A 19,100-nucleotide genomic window follows, 5' to 3' on the forward strand; every position below is an offset into this window, starting at 1 on the left:
CAGTCGCCCGCAATCTAGCTCTCAACCTGTATCGTGATTTAGGCTTTGACAACATGGCTCAAGCTCAGCGTCGTTGTGGGTTCAGCTTGAACCACTTGAAGTCAATCTTTAGAATGAAATAGCCCTGCTACCCAGCTGCTTGAATGACCTGCGAGCAGATTCCTCTTTATGCTGGCAGATAATCGCTATTTGTTACCAGTGGTGAAGTGAGCGATGCGCTTTCAGCGCTACCGCAACGCGATCGCATCCCCACTGGTCGAGAACAGAGCGATCGCGCTTTATGGTGATGCTAATTTACACTCCCCAAGCTTTGAATTTAGCCGCACAATTGCGATTGCCAGCTAGCTATGATGCCCATTATTTAGCTTTAGCACAGCAATTGAAATGTGAATTCTGGACAGCAGATCGGCGGCTGTTTAATGCAGTGCAGCTTTCCCTAGCCTGGGTACACTGCGTGACATGAGAAGATGCAGGCGATCGCATTTCATAAAAGCCAGCTAGATCGTCATCCAACTGGCTCAAAATTAACCCTAATAATGCGGAGTAATGGTTATTGATAACCTTCAATCGTGTGACCCGCCGCCACTATTGCTTGTTTGATTGTCTCTTCAGAAGCCTGAGCTTCCACTGTCACCGTCTTGGCTTGTACATCCACGTCCACCTTGGCATCGGGTTCCATCGTATGGATGGTGTCGGTAATTGTTTCTGCACAGCCATTACAGGCGATACTCGGAACTTTTAGTTGGAGTGCCATAAATTCAATTCAAGTCAATTAAGTTTGCTAAGTGCGATTGGAGAAGCCTTCATTTTACCGTTGTGACAGTGCCGGATAAATCAGCCTCCTGAGCGATAAGCGGATTCGGCATTCTGGCGCGATCGCGATCGCATCCTCGATAAAAAGTCCCCTAAAAACAGTTTTGGACTTAGTCGAGTGCGACTAAGCCCGTTAGAACGAAAGGATTGGTTTTATCAAAAAACGAACTTTAACAACTAGGGTGGACAAGTTTGGCAGCTTCACCTTTACCTTTATTGTTCTAGCATAGTCAAGTCTTCCCAGACCTTGGTTTGGCTTTGCACCAGTTGGGCGTGCCACTACAGTCTATGCTTGGTTGGTTCTTGCTGCACTTGGGTAACAGACCGGGGACACCGCGTCTATGTTTCCCATTCGGTTTTTCATCAGCCTCCTTGTGTTTCTAAACTTCTTGGTGTCCACTATTAAATTAACATCGCATTTACCGGCAAAACGCCAGACTTTACCAAACTTGACAAGTCTTTAAATATGGTAAATAAGCGTTAGCAAAGTGAAACAATTCCCCTGCCTTGCAATCCCTGAACGAGAAGGGCTACAACAACGCATAAACAAATGTAAAAATAGATAAAGTTGACCGATACCAAGCCCTTGTAAATTCCCATGTCTTCTTCCTCCCAGTTCCTTAGCGGTAGCGAAATTCGGCAAAAATTCCTCGACTTCTATGCCCAGCGAGGACATCAAATTTTGCCGAGTGCTTCCTTAGTGCCAGAAGATCCCACCGTACTGCTAACGATCGCCGGGATGCTGCCCTTTAAGCCGATATTTTTAGGACAGCGATCGCCCCAGTTCAAGCGGGCCACGACTTCTCAAAAATGTATCCGCACCAATGATATAGAGAATGTGGGACGGACTGCCCGACACCACACGTTTTTTGAGATGCTGGGTAATTTCAGCTTTGGGGATTATTTCAAAGAACAAGCGATCGCCTGGGGTTGGGAACTGTCAACACAAGTCTTTGGCTTACCCCCAGAAAAGCTTGTAGTCAGTGTTTTTGAGGATGATGACGAAGCTTTTGCGATCTGGCGGGATAAAATAGGCGTTCCCGAAGCCAGAATCCAACGCATGGGAGAAGCGGATAACTTCTGGGTATCTGGCCCAACTGGCCCTTGCGGTCCTTGTTCGGAAATTTACTATGATTTCCACCCAGAACGCGGTGATGACAAGATTGATTTAGAAGATGACACCCGGTTCATCGAGTTTTATAACCTGGTGTTCATGCAGTACAACCGGGATGCAGAAGGCAACCTAACGCCGCTGCAAAATCAGAATATCGACACGGGTATGGGACTGGAACGGATGGCGCAAATCCTCCAGAAAGTCCCGAACAATTACGAAACAGACTTAATTTTCCCGATTATCAAAACTGCGGCAGAAATTGCTGGGATCGATTACGCCAGTAGCGACGAGAAGACAAAAGTTTCTCTGAAAGTGATTGGGGATCACGTCCGTTCCGTCGTCCACATGATTGCCGATGAAATCCGCGCATCGAATATCGGACGCGGTTATGTGCTGCGGCGCTTGATTCGGCGCGTGGTGCGTCACGGACGACTGATTGGCATTGAAGGTGAGTTTACAACGAAAGTGGCAGAGACTGCGATCGCGCTTTCCGAATCCGCTTATCCTATAGTCCGGGTGCGAGAAGCACAAATCAAAGCGGAACTGCAACGGGAAGAATCTCGCTTCCTCAAGACACTGGAACGAGGCGAGAAACTGTTGGAAGAAATGATTCAGCGGGTGAAGCAAGAAGGTAAAACTCACATTGACGGGCGAGACGCCTTTACTCTCTATGACACCTACGGCTTCCCCCTAGAACTCACTCAGGAAGTTGCAGAAGAAGAAGGGCTAACCGTAGACGAGTCAAGCTTCAATGCGGCGATGGAGGAACAGCAAACGCGATCGCAATCCGCCCACGAAACCATCGATCTCACCGTACAAGGTTCCCTAGATAAGCTAGCCGAACACATTCACAGCACCGAGTTTCTGGGTTACACCCAACCCTCCAGCCAATCGCAAGTAGAAGTCATCCTCGTAGAAGGCAAATCTGTCGAAGCGGCGGAAGCAGGAACACAAGTGCAGATTGTCCTGAATAAGACGCCATTCTACGCAGAATCGGGCGGACAAATCGGCGATCGCGGCTACATCTCCGGCGATTCCGTTTTGGTGCGAGTTGAAGACGTTAAGAAAGAATCCGATTTCTTCGTCCATTTCGGTCGCATCGAACGCGGTACGCTACGGGTAGAAGATGCTGTAACTGCACAAATTGACTTGTCTTGTCGCCGTCGCGTTCAAGCGCATCATACAGCAACGCACCTGCTGCAAGCGGCATTGAAGAAAATTGTCGATGAATCGATTACTCAAGCTGGTTCTTTAGTATCTTTTGATAGATTGCGATTTGACTTCAATTGTCCTCGTCCCGTGACATCCGAAGAAGTACAACAAATCGAAGATCAAATTAATACTTGGATCGCCGAAGCGCATCCCGCCGAAACCGAGATCCTGGCAATCGCGGAAGCCAAAGCGAAAGGCGCGATCGCCATGTTTGGCGAAAAATACGGCGATGAAGTGCGAGTACTGGATGTCTCCGGCGTTTCGATGGAATTGTGCGGCGGTACTCACGTTCACAATACTGCTGAAATTGGGCTATTTAAGATAGTCTCAGAGGCAGGTGTTGCTTCTGGAGTGCGACGGATTGAAGCGGTTGCAGGGCCAGCAGTTTTGGAATACTTGAATGTACGGGATAAAGTGGTTAAAGAATTGAGCGATCGCTTTAAAGTCAAACCCGAAGAACTACCCGACAGAATTACTAACATCCAGAACGAACTAAAAGCATCCCAAAAGCAGCTAGAAGCATTAAAGGCAGAACTCGCCTTTGCGAAATCTGACCAATTACTCAGCACAGCTGAAATAGTGGGAGATTTCAAAATTCTAGTTGCCGAATTGGGAGATGTTGACGCAGAATCTCTAAAAAATGCCGCTGAAAGATTACTGCAAAAACTGGGTAATGGTGCCGTAGTCTTGGCATCAATTCCCGAACCAGATAAAGTAAGTTTTGTGGCACATTTTAGCCCAGAAGTCAATAAGAAAGGTTTACAAGCTGGGAAATTTATCGGCGCGATCGCCAAAATCTGCGGCGGCGGCGGCGGCGGACGCCCGAACTTAGCGCAAGCGGGTGGACGCGATTCCAGTAAGCTGAAAGAAGCTCTCTTAAGTGCTAGAACTCAGCTTCTTGAAGGTTTGCAATAAGTCCCGTAGGGTGGGGATTGCCCACCCTGCAAAATCTTTTCTTCTTGTTTTTTCTTCGCGCTCTATAGCGCTAACGCGCATGGCTCCGCTAGTGTGTCTTCGCGGTTTATTTTCTAAGTCTGAAATTCATGACTGAAGCAACACAAACATCCGCCTTCCCACAAGCACTTCTAGCGCCAGATGGCGGACGCGATCGCAACAATCCAAAAACCTTTGAAAACTCTCAAGCCTTAGTTACACTCAGCCTTGAGCCAGTCTTAGCTTACAAATTTTCTCTGGTTTGAGTTACTTTTAGGTGTAGCGTGTCAGTACCTGCATCGCTGACCGCTCATTCAGGGGCATGAAACTACGCGAGAAAACACTGCTGACGATTGGCGTTACCGTCGTAAGTTTGATAGGGGTTTTGTATGTCACCTCGTCAACCATCCTGCTGAACGGCTTCGCCAAATTGCAGGAACGGGAGGCTTACCGGAACGTTCAACGAGTTCGGGATGCCTTCTCTAACTACCTGAGTGAGTTCAGCGTTCTGAACGACCAATGGGCGATGTGGGATGACACCTATGACTTCATCAAGGATGGCAACCCCCGCTATATCGATCGCAATCTCAATGATATTTCCTTGCGATCGCTCAGATCCAACTTAATCCTATTTATCAATTCCTCCGGTCAGTTGGTTTTTGGTCAAAGCTTCAACCTGAAGCAGCGCAAAGCAATACCGATGTCTAAGGACATCCAGGCATACTTAGCGGCTAACACAAGCCTGCTACAGAACCCCGAACGACTGAACCACTATGTTGGCATCGTTCTATTGCCACAAGGGTCAATGGCGATCGCAGCGGGGCCAATTCTGACTAGCCAAGGACAAGGACCTAGTCGCGGGACGCTGATCTTAGGACGCTACCTGAATGCCGAAAAAATCCAGGATTTGAGCGAGTTGACCCATTTGCCTATCACTGCTTACTTGGCAAGCGATCCGCAGCTACCTCCCGACTTCAAATCGGTGCGTCCGGCTTTGTCCAAAATGTCCGATAATTCTTCTTCGATTCTAGTGCGATCGCTCAGCAATGGCGGGGTGGTGGGATATACCCTACTGCGGGATATTGATGGGAAACCCGTGTTGCTGTTACGAGTTGATATGCCCAAAGAATTTTATCAACAAAGCCAATTTCTCTTGACTTATCTGGTGGTGTCGCTGGGTATATCAACTTTGGTCGTGGGAATCGCGTTCACCGGGGCAACTTTATTTCTCTTAGAAAAATTGGTTCTGTCTCGGCTAGCTTATCTCAGTACGGAGGTTCGGAGCATTGGCACTAAAGGCGATCTGTCAATGCGCGTATTAATTGCTGGCAGAGATGAATTGTCGCTCCTGGCTCGTACAATTAACTGGATGTTAGAAACTTTAGAGTCATCTTTAAAAGAACTAAAAGCAGAGCAAAAGAAAGCGGAAAGATTGCTGCACAACATTTTACCCCAAGCGATCGCCGAGCGTTTAAAAAAAGAACAGCATACTATCATTGCTGATAACTTTGCCGAAGTCACGGTTCTATTTGCCGATATCGTTGGTTTTACTCAACTGGCTGCTTATACATCCCCTGTAGAACTGGTCAACTTGCTCAACAAAATATTCTCAGCTTTTGACCAACTAGCTGAACAACATGGGTTGGAAAAAATCAAGACAATTGGGGACGCCTATATGGTGGTTGGCGGTTTACCCATACCTCGCACGGATCATGCAGAAGCCATTGCCGAAATGGCGCTAGATATGCAAAAGGAAATTGACCGATTCAATGTAGTAAATGGCGAAGAGTTCAACATCCGGATTGGCATTAACACTGGCCCTGTTGTCGCTGGAGTTATTGGTTTAAAAAAGTTTATCTACGATTTATGGGGAGATACGGTTAATACCGCCAGTCGCATGGAATCCCACGGAGTAGCCGGTTCTATTCAAGTTACCGCCGCCACTTACCAGCTTTTACAAGAAAAGTATCAATGGAAAGAGCGGGGTGCGATCCAGGTGAAAGGGAAGGGAGAAATGACGACTTATCTACTCATCGGCAGAAAAACGGAAAAACTGCTAGTGTGAGCTAGAAGTTTATAAATATCACTGTTTAGAAAGGCAAAACTTTATGGGTCGCTTAAATCCTTACACGCTACAGATGCAGATTACCCGGATGTTCCAAGAGGGGCAATCTATCTTTGCCCCAGTGAAGGTGCAGGATTGGCTGCGAGAGCGCAATCACGATCCAGCCGAATATGATATTCTCTTCCATCAGAAACCCGCGTCGCCGGGAGCCAAAGAAGCGATCGCTATTCATATTGAGTTGCGCCGCAAAGATGGACAGCCGGTCGATCCCTGGCTTCAACAAGAAGTCAACCGTCACGCTTAACGCTGTTCAATGCACTAACTTATCAGCCAAAATTGATGGGTTGTAGAGACGCGATTAATCGCATCTCTACGCGGGTAAATTCTCATATCTAATTTGACCTTCTGTCCCTACCGGCGATGGCTAAATGAATCTGTCGGTTGATTTAACACAAAAAGAGCGTTTCCACCTCCGGAACGCTCTTTTTGTGTCGTGTGGATCTTTCTAGAATATTCTGAAGAAATGGGCATGAAATCAAACTGGCGCTGGATTCTGGGTTTTATTCTTTACTTCGTGATTTTACTGACAATTATTGTTTTTGCTTATTTGGGAATTGTCCCCGTCAAAATTTCCGCCATTCCTTTTTATGACACAATCGGACATTTCATTTTATTAGGGTTTGCCAGTTACTTAGGTCAGAAAGCTTTAGGAAACCGGATAATTAATATTTGGTCTCATTGCATAAGTTTACCACTGGCACCGATTCTGATTAGTATCTTTGCCCTATTAGATGAGAGTCTGCAAGCCCTCTCACCTCTTCGTTCCTCAACCTTGTCCGATCTCGCTGCCAACCTAATCGGAATCTGGTTCTTTTACTGGCTAGCATCGCTGAAGTAAAGCCTGGAAATCGTTTTTTGGGGTTGGTTACATTCTGACCATTTGGATGTGCTACAAATTGATGGCGTCGCGGATGCTGCGATGATTCGGCGGCTTTCTCTATCCTTGATGCGCGAGAAGTATAGCAGTCTTAAATGATTCGTGAAGGCAAGATCCTAGGACAACTCTTACGAAGTCGGGGATCTGAACCGCTGGCATCTCATACTCAAATAGGATTGCTATATTCACTTAAAGTAATCTGATTTCCGTGTATTTACAGACTTGAGTCCTAGGGTTAATGACAGGCAATATCCGTAGATTTAATCTTAATTTAGATGGCTTTAGACTATACAGCCGTAATTCTGACGAGTTAAAACTTTTGCAAAATTTTCATCAATAAATTTACTATACTTCTATATCTTTAGATGACTTGGTGTAGAAAAGAAGTAGGTCTAAAGAGAAGGCATTGAAAAAAAAAGAAACCAAAAAAAATAAAGTCAAGCTTCACGAAGCGGTTTAATATGTCTTATCGCTACAACCAAAATCAAGCTCCTTTTGTGAGAATTGTCTACTCAAAGGTTAACGTAAACGGAAAAACCGAACTGGTGCCGCTGGAGTTATACACAGATGGTTTGCTTAAGCGAACGAGCTGAAGAAAAAATCCGCACTGCAAATATAAAAAATTTCTGTTTCCTAATTCTGTACCTGAGTTCGGGAATACTCTACAATACAGCGAATAAGTTAGCGTTCATAGTCTTGAAACGACAGAGCTGCTATGGCTGGTGTGAAGCCTTATCAAAATTCGATGCTATTGGAGAAACCCGAACATTTTCCCGTCCTGGGAGTGCCAGTTCATCTGTTAGATGACTATTCTAAGTGGCTAATCTCGTGCCTACATGAGAAAGTAGGTGGTCATGTAGTCACGCTAAATGCCGAAATGGCGATGCAGGCAGAACAAAACCCCAAGCTGGCTGGGATCATCCAGCAGGCTGAACTGGTGATTCCGGATGGAGCTGGGGTTGTACTTTATCTGCGGCTAAAGGGTAGACGCCTGAGGCGCTGTCCGGGAATTGAGTTGGCAGAGTCACTCTTACAGGAAGCTGGGCAAATGGGAAAGCTTTGCCCAATTTTTTTCTATGGTGGGGCACCGGGAGTCGCGCAAGCAGCAGCTGCGGTTTGGGAGGAACGAGTGCCAGGAATTGCGATCGCTGGGAGTCAACACGGCTACCTCTTACCCGAAGCAGAACCAGAATTTAAGACAACCCTGCAAACTCTCCAACCCCGTCTGATATTTGTGGGTTTAGGCGTTCCCCGTCAGGAATTATGGATTGCCCAAAACCGGCACCTGTGTCCCGAATCGATTTGGATTGGTGTCGGCGGTAGCTTCGATATTTGGGCTGGAATTAAATCTAGGGCACCCGCTTGGTTGCGGGATAATCACCTGGAATGGCTTTATCGTCTGTATCAAGAACCCTGGCGCTGGCGAAGAATGATGGCTTTACCACAATTTGCCTTACGAGCTGTGGTAAAAAGTTATGAGTTTTGAATTGTTAATTGTTCATGGAAGTTGCCATGAACGATGAGCGATTAGCCAGTCTTCCATTAGCAATACGCACTGATAACTTTATATATGACCACAGCTTCTGCTCATCCCGGCATTGGCAAAAATCACCGGAGTGACGCACGGGACGCCAATTACTCAGCCTCCTCGCCGGTCATGGTGAAATTGCGGGAAGTGACAAAAATTTATTCCAATGGCAGCCGTGGGTTATTGGATGTGAATCTGGAAGTCAAGCGAGGAGACTTCTTGTTTGTCACCGGACCTTCTGGTTCTGGTAAATCAACGCTCTTAAAGCTGCTGTATGGGGAAGAACGCCCTACGGATGGCGAGGTAATGGTCGATAGCTGCAACGTCGCGCAGTTGCGGGGTCATCGCCTGTCTTTGCTGCGGCGGCGCATCGGCGTCGTCTTTCAAGACTACAAACTCATCCCCCGCCGGACAGTCACGGAAAATATTGCTTTTGTGCTGTGGGCGCAAGGCTTCACGCGCAAGGAAATTGAGCGCCGCCTCCCTCCAACTCTGAAATTAGTCGGGTTGCAGCATAAAGCTGACTGTTTTCCTGAAGAACTCTCTGGTGGAGAGCAACAGCGCGTCAGTCTTGCCCGTGCAATTGTCGGAACACCGCCGCTGCTACTGGCAGATGAACCCACCGGAAACCTTGATGCTGATAATTCGGCATCGGTGCTGAGAATTCTCCAGAAACTCAACGCCTTCGGTGCCACAGTGATGGTGACAACGCATGACGAACGCTTATTGCGGATGGCGAATAGACCTGTGGTGCAAATCCGTGAGGGGCAATTAAAAATGAGAAATTAACAATTTTTTTGTTTAATTTCCTACTGGGCGCTTCTGACTAGAATCACGGTGCTTTTGACCCCCCGCGCGATCGCTTCGGGGATATTCCCTTTCATCACCTGCTGCAATAGCCCTTCCCGACTAGCACCCAATATCACGACATCGCAGGCGTCAGCTTGCGCCAGATCGATCACGGCATCCGAGACAGAACTGGAACGAAGCGGAATCGCCGTCACACTTGCACTCAGTTGGCGGCTGAGAAACAGGGCTGATTTTTCTAACACGGCGGTGTCAGGCAAGAGGGTGGAAGGATGGAAAACCTGGGCTAGCTCAATTGCGGGTGCCTTACTCAGAGATATCAAAGCCGGTAAGAGTTGCAAAGCTTGCTGGGCGTTGGGACCACCAGCAATCGGAACCAGCCAGCGATTGAAGCATAGGGACAGAGTGGGTGAGTGTGTCCCGATGCGATGCCGGGGTGCCAGGGTGCCGGGGTGCCGGGGGGAATTGGCAGCGATATTCTCCCTGACTCCTAGACTCTCGTCGCCCATTTTCACCAACACTACCTCGCAGGGAGCCTGCCGGATGATCGTGTCCACCACATCGCCAAAAACTCGACCGGGTGTGATGCTGGTGCCTTTCCAGCCCATCAACAGCAAATTAATGTGACGCTCCTTAATGGTTTCCAGAATCGCTGGAGCAACATCATGAGACACCCGGATCTGAGTGTGGACGGGAATTTGCCAATCTTGCCCTAGTTTTTCGGCATGACGGAGCAACCGACGACTTTTCGTGGTGCTGACGGGCGTTTGAGTTGGGGCGCTGCTGCGGGGAACCGAGATCACCTGAAGACATTCGATTTCGTAGTTGCGATCGCGGGCAATTGCAGCTGCCATCTGCAATAATGCGGGTGCGGTTTGCGGGTTGGCGATGGTAACGAGCATTCGTCCGCTTCCCACTGCCGGGGAACGAGTTTGATAAACACAGTAGGAAGGCTCCGGACGCGGGCCGATATTCACCGATTCACCGTTCAGCTTATCTGCTTGCGCCCGAATAATATCAGCACGGGTAATAATCCCAATCAGCTTGCGCCCTTCCGTCACTGGCAACCGACTGAGTTGATAGCGATTGAGTAAATAGAGAACATCACCCAAGGAGTCGGTAGGGTTTACCGTCATCGGCTTCGGCGTCATGATTTTACTCAAAGGGGCATTTCCCGGCAATCCCCGTTGGACAATTCCGGCAAGATCAGTTTGGGTGACAATCCCCACCAGTTTCTCCTTGTACACAACCGGAAAGCCGCGATGATGGGAGCGAGAGAAGGCTTGAACGGCTTCATCAAGGGTCATATTGCTGGTTAAGGTTTCCACCCGCCGCTGCATCACCTCTGCTGCCTTTAGCGTCGATAAGAGTCCATCGGTGGTTGGCTTCTTCTCCAGTTCAATCCCATTCCAAACCAACAGGCGATCGTGGAGCGATCCCCTGACTATTTTTTCCGACACCAAGTAAGCAACAACAGACCCAATCATCAGCGGCAGAACCAGATTGAAGTCCATTGTCATTTCAAAGACGATCACAATGGCGGTAATGGGCGCTTTGGCGACGGCGCTGAAAAATGCCCCCATGCCAGCGAGGGCGTAGGTGGTAGGCGAACCCACGTTAAGGGTTGCCTGCTGGACGAACCCGACCAGATAGCCAAGCCCAGACCCCAGGATCAGGGAAGGCGCGAATAAACCGCCAGGGGCACCAGAACCGCAAGCGACCAGCGTGAGTATGTACTGAGCCACAAAAGCGATCGCTGCCATTTCCCAGCTCACTCCACCTGCCAGCAGGGACTCTCGCAGCCCGGTGTTGTCTCGAAATGTTGTGGGTAGAAAGGAGGTAACGATACCAGAAATTAATCCAGCCAGCCCGATTCGCAGCGGTAAAGAAAGTTTGAGGCGGCGATATAAGGCGAGTGAAGTGAAAATTCCTTTCCCAAACATTGCTCCCAGCAACCCAGCCAAAGCTCCTAACAATAGGTAAAAAGGAATCTCTTGGGCAAAAAAGCTGGTCTGAGATTGGGTAATGTTGAGGTTGAGATCAAGGCTACGACCCCCCAGCAGCCGCGACACAACCGCACCGATGAAGGATGCGAGAATGGCTGTACCCAAGGTGAGGTCGGATAAATCTTGGAGGAGTTCTTCGACAATAAACAGCACACCGGCAATCGGCGCATTGAAACCGGCGGCTAACCCAGCACCCGCACCAGCGGCAATCATCTGGCGGCGATGGTCGGGCGAGGTGGGAACCCAGTGACTGAGTTGAGCAGCAACGGCTGCACCGATATGCACGGTTGGTCCTTGACGCCCCAAGGTGAGTCCGGAACCCAGAGCAATAATGCTGCTGGCTAACTTCACGAGGGCAACTCGTAAATTCAGGGGGATGGGGAACTGAGCAAGGGCAGCTTTGACAAAAGGAATGCCGCTTCCTGCTGCTTCCGGTGCCAGACGTTCTACCAGGCAGCCGGAGAGGAGTCCAAAGGATAAACCAATGGCGGGTAATACGAACCATGCGGGGAGAAAGTGGGAGGCATGAACTCGCCATGCTCCCAAAGCACCGACTGCTACTTTGAACAGAACTGCGGCGAGTCCCGATACTAGCCCAATCAGACAAGCTTCAGCGATCGCTAAACGCCGTCTGGGTTGAAAGAAAGCTTTGAGTTTGGAGTTGGGAAATTTGAGTTTTGAGTGAAAAGACAAAACTTGAGAACTTAACACTCTCAAATAATTCATAAGTTATTCAACATTTTGCCCTCAACTCACTTCATGGCTAATCGGGAATCGAAGACTGGTCATCAGTCAATTAACCAGTCTTCGAGCGAGCCATTCGCAATTAATATTAACTCAGCACTTTGCCAGTGACAGACAGCCCTTCTACAATCAGAGACGGGGTATAGACCGAACCATTCCACTCAGCGTCGCCTCCCAATGCTACTAGCTGCTTGAGGGCTGCGTATACGTTACCTGCCACCATCGTATCTTTTACCCTACCAACCACCTGACCGTTCTTGATCCGGTAGCCCAGGTCAACGTTAATCGAGAAGTCCCCAGAAATCCCAGATCCCCCTCCCAGCATCTGGTCTACCACCAGTCCATCACCCATTTCCTGCATTAAGCTCAGCAGATCCCCAGTTCCTGGATCGATCAGCAAATTAAATAGACCCGGTGTCGGGTAGCTGCCCAAACCGGGGCGAAACCCGTTGCCGGTAGTGCCACTGCCTAGCTGGCGTCCTGTGGTGCGGTCGGTATAAAACAGCTGCAAAATGCCGTCTTTGATAAATACCAGATTCCGCGTGACCGTGCCTTCATCATCAAAAGGACAGCTAAACGGCCCAGAATCTGGGTTTTGGGTAATAGTGAGGGCGTTTGAGGTCACGGGTTCACCCAAGCGATCGCTCCACGGAGAAGCCCCCTCGATCGTTCGTTTGCCATTCAGCGCGGCTGAGAGGGTTCCCCAAAGCATATCCGCTGCTTTGGCGGTAAATAGCACGGGCACGCGACCGATGGGTGGTGAAATGTTTTCTTTTGCCCAAGCCAACCGCTGCAAAATTTGGTTTGCCAGCGCGGTGGTATCGAGGCTATCCCGCTGGGTTTGTCCATCGGCAACGCTCAAGAAATCATCCCCCCGCACCCATTCTGCTGCCAGATAACAGCTGAGAGTAGTATCGGTATAGCGACAATCTAGTCCTTTGGAGTTGACAAGGCGCGTCGTTTCTGCATCGCATTCCCATTGAGCCATGCAGAGGACTTCTGGGTAGGCATCTCGGACGAGAGCGATCGCTTCTTTGCCCATTAATATCAGCTCCTCGACGGGCACAAACTTGCCCAAATCGGGATACTTAGATGCCCGCCCAGAAGTCAATTCCACAGTTTCCACTCCGTTGAGTGCCGACAAAGCGATCGCCCGATCCACCAGCGCCTGCGGTTCCACGGGACCATAAGCAACGGCTAAACCCGGACGCCCTTCTTTCCACAGTCGTAACGCCGTCCCTTCTGATTGGGCAATTTCCAGTTGTTTGAGTCGGTTGGCTTCAAAAAAAACCGGGCGAGAGAGCGATCGCGCTTGATAAACCTCCGCCTCCTCGGCTCCAGAACGAGTGGCTAACTCCAATAGCTGCTCTGCTAGCGTCTCTTGTGGTAAATCGTTAAAACCCATATTCTAACCGTGGAATTTATTGATGGAACCGCCAAGACGCCCTCAAAAGTAAAAGTAAAAAGTGCTAATTTCTGTCGCACAGTCTCAACAGCCGCGCTTTTACTCCGACTTTTATGCTTGTCTGAGAGCCTTTTTTTGTGTCTTTGTATTCTATTCTCCCAGTCTGGTTGCGAAACCGAAAGATTTCCTTTGGGATCAATTTAACTAAGAGGCAATTCTTGCATTAGCCAAAAACCCGCAAAGGATTCTGCTTGCGGATCGGACTGAATCGCTAGAAAATGCAACATCCCCGCTTTTTGCTTGGCGTCCTCAAAGGATTCTGCTTCCTCAGAAGTTTTTGCATCTTTGAGATTCGCCAAAATCCAGCTATTACTCTCACCCGTCTCTAAGAGCAATCTAGGCGGTGAGTCTCGATTAAATTTCAGGAACGCCGGTTCAATCCCAGACATCCAGCCAGCCATTGGCACTGCTCTCAAAGAGAAAATTACCACCCCTGGAATCGGCGTCTCCGGCGGCAAAGGCGCGGAATCTCCTAATCCAATCGGTGGGAAAGCTTCCCCAAAGCCAATATCCCACTCGTGCATTTCCTCAAAGGCTGCTGCTGACAAGGTTACAAATGCCCACTTTTGCCCAACCAGCGCATCCGGTAAAGGTTGGGGCGGTTGGGGTTGGTATTGGACAGAGGGATTCGGGGCAACCGCTTGGTAGCCCGGTTGCTGGGGATAAACTTCCTGCATCCGATCTTGCAGCCACCGATACAATGTAAAAGTTCGGCGGCTCAGCTGAGCGGAAATGCCCAACTCATCGCAGGCTTTCACAATCATTTTGGTCATCGGGCGGCGGAAGAAGCGGATTTTTTGAGGAGGTTGAGGTGCCCTAGCGATCGCTTCCTCCAAAGTCGTTCGCAGCCAGATCGAATTCACCGTGCTATTGGGGCAAAACTCGGCGTAACGAAACAGGGACTCAGGTTTGGTGCGGATATCCAATGGACTCTCGCACACCAATAACTCCCAAACCTTTTTCTGTTGTTCGTCCAAAATTGGACGCGAATAAAAATCTAATTCCCAAACTGTTCCCATGCCGCGCCGTTAAAATCTGGTCACTTCCTTCATAATACGTTTGAAGCATCCTTTTACTCATGATTTACATCGACGGCTCCTACGGAGAAGGCGGCGGACAGGTTTTACGCACTTCCCTCAGCCTTGCGACTATTACAGGTCATCCCATCCGGATTGGGCGGATTCGGGCGGGACGCAAAAAGCCCGGACTCGCTGCCCAACACCTAACGGCTGTGCGTGCCGCTGCTGCTATCTGCGAGGCGAAAGTACAGGGGGATACGTTGGGATCGACGGATTTAGAGTTTATTCCTGGTGATTCAATTCAACCTGGAAAATACACGTTTGATGTCACCGAAGCACGGCAAGGCGGTTCGGCGGGTGCTGTCACTTTGGTTTTGCAGACGATTTTGCTGCCCTTAGCGATCGCGCAGGGAGAATCGCAGGTGACACTGCGTGGCGGCACCCATGTCGCCTATAGCCCTGCTTACACTTACATTGAGCAAGTCTACCTGCCTCTCCTACGTCAGATGGGAGTGCAAGCTGAGGTGAGGTTACGCGGTTGGGGGTGGTATCCCCAAGGCGGAGGGGAAGTGGAACTCCGCGTTAGCGGTAGGGGCGGGGAAACCCAATTTTTACGGGGTATAAACCTTCTGGAACCCGGACAATTGCAGCAGGTGCGGGGGATTGCTGTGGTGACGGAACTCCCTTCCCACATTCCCCAACGAATGGCTAGCCGTGCCGAGAATGTGTTGCATGAGGCGGATCTCAAAGCCACTGTACAGCCTCTGCGGGAAAGGGGCGTCGCACCGGGGGCGGGAATTTTCCTCACCGCTGAGTACGAGAACAGCTTAGCTGGCTTTGGTGCCTTGGGACGTGTGGGACTGCCAGCAGATAAAGTTGCTGATATGGCTTGTCAGGAGTTGCTGGATTTTCATCACACTGGCGCACCCGTTGATGTACACCTGGGGGATCAGTTGCTGTTGCCAGCGGCTTTAGCTGACTCAATGAGTCAGTACCGAGTGGCGGAGATTAGTACCCACCTGACGACCAATTCGTGGGTGATTCAGCAGTTTGGGTTAGCATCGATAACGATCGATCAAGTCGATCGTCGGGTGAGTGTCGCACCCAACACTGACAGATGAATGATATTTAGGCGATCGCTCCTAAATTTTCAGTTAATTTAAACATGACAACGGCTCCCATGCTGGTAATATTGCCCTCATCGCCGCAGACTTTGATTTTCACTGCCGCCACAAAATTGACCAATGGCTGAGCTACCTCCTTCATTGCTACCAGGGTGTGTTCTCCGACCAGCCCGTGCGGAGGAAAAATGGTTAATTCAGCAATTATTATTGGAATTTACCAAATCTGAAGCCTTAAAATTTAACTTGAGAGTTTTATTTTTCAACTTCGTAATTTTGATTTCCTTGACTTTTTTCATGCTAGCGATCGCGCAAATCATAAATTTTTTTGCTTCTAATCTCCCGTTCGCAATTATTTTATTTGTTATCCTTTCGGGTATTTTTATTGTTACTCTTTGTTTGGCAGCTTCCTTTATTCTGTTTTTCTTATCTATTTTTACCTACGCTCTCGTCAATTGGTCGCGGTTCTGGGTCATTGAATGTAATGGACGTTTAATAGCTTGCGGTGAAATAAACTGCTACAGTACGCACTCCATGCTGTATTACTTATTTGTGAAACCTGTCTGGCGCAGTCAGCACCTGGGTTCGTATCTAGTGAAGCGTCTTGTTCAAGAAGCGACCCAACCCCTCTATTTAGTATGTAAGCCTAAATTGGTACGATTTTATTCCCAACTTGGCTTTACGATTGTTCCTTGGCGAGAAATCTCACAGCCCCTCAAGTCAAGTTTTCACATTTTCCAACTAGATACCCTAATTAGTGGAAATGTTTGGACAGTGATGCGGTATCAAAGTTAGGACTTACGCAGAGATCCTCCTAAATCCCCCTTAAAAAGGGGGACTTTTCCGGTTCCCCCTTTTTTAAGGGGGGTTAGGAGGGATCTAGGTTTCAAGCTTTCAGTGCGTAAGTCCTGAATGTTAGAAAAATTAGAGATTTTACAAAAATCCCCGGCGCTTGTCGGGGATTTTTGCGATTTAATTCTTAAGGAACATCAATCGGAATCAAGGCATTTTCAGGCACATAGCTACTGAACCGTTCGCCATCCGCCAAAACCGCTATCATCCGCAGCGGATAATCTGGTCCGATTTGCAAATCTGCCCAAGGAACCGCCACCTCCAAACACTTATTTAAACCCACTTGAGCGCGGCTGAACCGAGGATGCCACTGAAGATTTTCCCCAGCCTCCTCAAACTCAATCGTGTGAGTCAGTAAATTAATCCCTAAATGGTGGTGGAACAGATAGTTCAACGGCGCTTCATCGGGTAAATTCTCCAGCGGAATTGGGCTATTGTGCATCGTTTTGTTGGCATAAAACCACAGCAAATGCAACTCTGGCGGACAGCCTTTACCGGGTTCAATGCCGGTCTGAAAGTCCAACCGCAGATAGAAGTTAAGGTGATCCACCCCGTACCAAAGACGCTGAACGGCACTGCTCTTGTGCATTGTACCCCGCGATCCTCCCACATCAATACGACCGGCGCGATCCCAGTCCTGTTCGTCACCCAGTCCATCAATGGTGGGATGAATAAAGCCTTCGGGTCGGTGGTCTCCCCGCGCTTCGTGGGCTTCTACGGGTTGGCGCAAGTTCGGCGGTATCGGCTCATTTAAAGCCTGATAAATCGCACACAGGTGTTCTCGGAACAGCTGGTCGAACATGGCATCTTGGTTCGAGGAATGACCTTCGCCAAACCACCAGAACCAATCGGAACCTTCTGCGGCGTACAAAGCTTCCCAAACTTCTGGGTTGTTTTCCTCGGTTGCTTCTGGATGGCTAGCCAAGACTTGCCGCGCCTCCTCTAGGAGATCCCAGGCGCGATTTTTGGCGGTATCGCCAATCCAAGTAGTGAAGCTGCCATCGACCCAAGAGCCGCTGTGCATCTGCTCGGCGGGGATGGTTGCCTTGGGAGGGAATTGGTCTAGGAATTCCGAAACCGTGACCAGTTTCAGCTCTGGGTGGTCGCTAAGCGTCTGATAAAGAGCTTCTAAGAAGGGTTTACCATCCAGATGGTAGTGTTCCCAGCAATTTTCGCCATCAAGGGCAATGTTGACCAGCCACGGTTGTTCTAGGGCTGTACCGCCCCCTTGCTGGCGGTGTTTCAGGGTGCGTGCGATCGCTTCCAAATGCCCCACTAAGTCGGCGGCGGCGCGGCGCGGTTCCATCGTTCCATAAGTAAAGCCAATTAAATCTGATAATCGGTGATCCCGAAACACAATCGCCAAGTCGCCGGACTCGGTTTGCAGCCGATAAGGTTGATACAGTAATTCTGGTTCGTAGACATTCCCCGCGCCGTCCCGATGGAAAAATTGCTTGATTGACCAACCCAAGACGGCTTCATCCGAGCAGATCCACTTATATCCCTGCTTGGCGATATAAGGCAAAATTTCGGGACTAATCGATTGTTCTGAAGGCCACAAACCACGCGGTTCTTGCCCAAACCGATCTTTATACATATCCCAAGCTTTTTGTAAATGCCTGGGAATATCTTCTGACCACTGGAAGCGCTGCTTCGGCAAGGTCATCTTGGGCACCGCCACCCGACCAGAGTTGGTATCGTTCAGTAAGGGCAAAATCGGGTGCGTGTAGGGCGTTGTCGATACTTCCAGTTGCCCCGCTTCCTGCATTTGCCGATGCTGCGGAATGATGCGACTCAAGATTTCTCGCTGTTTAGAGAAAATTCGCTGGCGATCGCTTAAGGTAAAGTTTCTTCCCTGCTTCAACCACCCCTCAATATCTGGATCGTCCCAAAACAAAGGGTCAATCCACGCCAGATTATGCCAAGCTAGCAAATCGCTGTAATCTTGCGGATTCCAATTTGTCCAACACCATTCTTCCCCCTTTTCTTGACGTTGCTGATAAAGTTCTCCGTAGCGAGGATGAGGGTCAATTAAAGTATGGTGATTGGCATCAAAAAAATGCTCAATAATAAATCTTTTTTGTTCATCACTCAGTTGCTGTTCCGGCGTCAAAGCTGCTGCTAGGTATGGGTCCATCGCCGTGCCAGCGACATAATCCTCTAACTGCAAAATCAAAGACGGCACGAGATTAACAGTTTGATGCAGCTTCGGATAACGAGCCAGCAGCAGCACCAAATCTAGGTAATCTTTCGTCCCATGCAGCCGCACCCAAGGCAAACGATACTGATTGACTGTGCGGCTTTTATACAGAGGCTGATGTTGATGCCAGATGAAAGAGATATAGAGAGGATGGGGCATAGGAAAAGTAAATAGTAAAAAGTAAAAAGGCAAAAGAAATATCTGTTCTATTTCTTTTGCCTTTGGCTTGGAAAAACTGGTTCAACTAAACTAAGAGGATGTTTGAAAAGTGCTTTTTCAAACGC

16 protein-coding genes are annotated in these 19,100 nt (G+C 49.0%); 10 read left to right on the forward strand and 6 right to left on the reverse strand.

Annotated elements, in window-relative coordinates; all coding sequences use genetic code 11:
* Nucleotides 1-213 precede the first annotated feature (213 nt).
* Complete coding sequence (locus tag ACFW2W_RS24015; RefSeq protein WP_378184238.1) at nt 214-345, forward strand: hypothetical protein; 132 nt, start codon at nt 214-216, stop codon at nt 343-345.
* Nucleotides 346-550: 205 nt separating this feature from the next.
* Here the strand turns inward: ACFW2W_RS24015 and ACFW2W_RS24020 are convergent, their stop codons facing one another.
* Nucleotides 551-754 (reverse strand): heavy-metal-associated domain-containing protein, encoded by a 204-nt coding sequence (locus ACFW2W_RS24020; RefSeq protein ID WP_378184240.1) that lies wholly within the window; start codon nt 752-754, stop codon nt 551-553.
* A 657-nt stretch (nt 755-1,411) separates the two neighbouring features.
* Between ACFW2W_RS24020 and alaS the strand changes: the two genes are divergently transcribed.
* From alaS to ftsE, 7 genes are all read left to right on the forward strand, one after another.
* Nucleotides 1,412-4,054, forward strand: a complete 2,643-nt coding sequence (alaS, locus tag ACFW2W_RS24025; RefSeq protein WP_378184242.1) for an alanine--tRNA ligase — start codon at nt 1,412-1,414, stop codon at nt 4,052-4,054.
* Between the two features lie 128 nt (nt 4,055-4,182).
* Complete coding sequence (locus ACFW2W_RS24030) at nt 4,183-4,338, forward strand: hypothetical protein (RefSeq protein ID WP_378184244.1); 156 nt, start codon at nt 4,183-4,185, stop codon at nt 4,336-4,338.
* A gap of 56 nt (nt 4,339-4,394) precedes the next feature.
* Complete coding sequence (locus ACFW2W_RS24035) at nt 4,395-6,137, forward strand: adenylate/guanylate cyclase domain-containing protein (protein WP_378184246.1); 1,743 nt, start codon at nt 4,395-4,397, stop codon at nt 6,135-6,137.
* Nucleotides 6,138-6,180: 43 nt separating this feature from the next.
* On the forward strand, nt 6,181-6,441 hold the full coding sequence (locus ACFW2W_RS24040) for a hypothetical protein (RefSeq protein WP_378184248.1): 261 nt from the start codon (nt 6,181-6,183) through the stop codon (nt 6,439-6,441).
* A 225-nt stretch (nt 6,442-6,666) separates the two neighbouring features.
* Nucleotides 6,667-7,035, forward strand: coding sequence for a VanZ family protein (locus ACFW2W_RS24045; protein WP_378184250.1), 369 nt, complete (start codon nt 6,667-6,669; stop codon nt 7,033-7,035).
* 754 nt (nt 7,036-7,789) lie between these two features.
* Nucleotides 7,790-8,560 (forward strand): WecB/TagA/CpsF family glycosyltransferase, encoded by a 771-nt coding sequence (locus ACFW2W_RS24050; protein ID WP_378184252.1) that lies wholly within the window; start codon nt 7,790-7,792, stop codon nt 8,558-8,560.
* A 171-nt stretch (nt 8,561-8,731) separates the two neighbouring features.
* Nucleotides 8,732-9,391 (forward strand): cell division ATP-binding protein FtsE, encoded by a 660-nt coding sequence (gene ftsE / locus ACFW2W_RS24055; RefSeq protein WP_378184369.1) that lies wholly within the window; start codon nt 8,732-8,734, stop codon nt 9,389-9,391.
* A gap of 20 nt (nt 9,392-9,411) precedes the next feature.
* Here ftsE and ACFW2W_RS24060 read toward each other — a convergent pair whose 3' ends face one another.
* From ACFW2W_RS24060 to ACFW2W_RS24070, 3 genes are all read right to left on the reverse strand, one after another.
* Entirely contained in the window at nt 9,412-12,141 is a 2,730-nt protein-coding gene (locus tag ACFW2W_RS24060) for a chloride channel protein (protein WP_378184254.1), read from the reverse strand.
* A gap of 106 nt (nt 12,142-12,247) precedes the next feature.
* A complete protein-coding gene (locus ACFW2W_RS24065; RefSeq protein WP_378184256.1) occupies nt 12,248-13,564 on the reverse strand; it encodes a TldD/PmbA family protein in 1,317 nt (438 codons plus the stop codon).
* 200 nt (nt 13,565-13,764) lie between these two features.
* A complete protein-coding gene (locus ACFW2W_RS24070) occupies nt 13,765-14,643 on the reverse strand; it encodes a Tab2/Atab2 family RNA-binding protein (protein WP_378184258.1) in 879 nt (292 codons plus the stop codon).
* Between the two features lie 59 nt (nt 14,644-14,702).
* On the opposite strand from ACFW2W_RS24070, the gene rtcA reads away from it, so the two are divergent.
* On the forward strand, nt 14,703-15,764 hold the full coding sequence (rtcA, locus tag ACFW2W_RS24075; protein ID WP_378184260.1) for an RNA 3'-terminal phosphate cyclase: 1,062 nt from the start codon (nt 14,703-14,705) through the stop codon (nt 15,762-15,764).
* Between the two features lie 7 nt (nt 15,765-15,771).
* On the opposite strand, the gene ACFW2W_RS24080 is transcribed toward rtcA, so the two are convergent.
* Complete coding sequence (locus tag ACFW2W_RS24080) at nt 15,772-15,909, reverse strand: hypothetical protein (protein ID WP_378184262.1); 138 nt, start codon at nt 15,907-15,909, stop codon at nt 15,772-15,774.
* A 152-nt stretch (nt 15,910-16,061) separates the two neighbouring features.
* Here ACFW2W_RS24080 and ACFW2W_RS24085 point away from each other — a divergent pair, with 152 nt between their 5' ends.
* Nucleotides 16,062-16,559 (forward strand): GNAT family N-acetyltransferase, encoded by a 498-nt coding sequence (locus tag ACFW2W_RS24085; protein ID WP_378184370.1) that lies wholly within the window; start codon nt 16,062-16,064, stop codon nt 16,557-16,559.
* A 184-nt stretch (nt 16,560-16,743) separates the two neighbouring features.
* Here the strand turns inward: ACFW2W_RS24085 and ACFW2W_RS24090 are convergent, their stop codons facing one another.
* On the reverse strand, nt 16,744-18,975 hold the full coding sequence (locus tag ACFW2W_RS24090) for a glycoside hydrolase (RefSeq protein WP_378184264.1): 2,232 nt from the start codon (nt 18,973-18,975) through the stop codon (nt 16,744-16,746).
* Between the last annotated feature and the right edge of the window lie 125 nt (nt 18,976-19,100).

This window comes from Coleofasciculus sp. H7-2 (assembly GCF_042747725.1).
GTDB lineage: Bacteria > Cyanobacteriota > Cyanobacteriia > Cyanobacteriales > FACHB-T130 > FACHB-T130.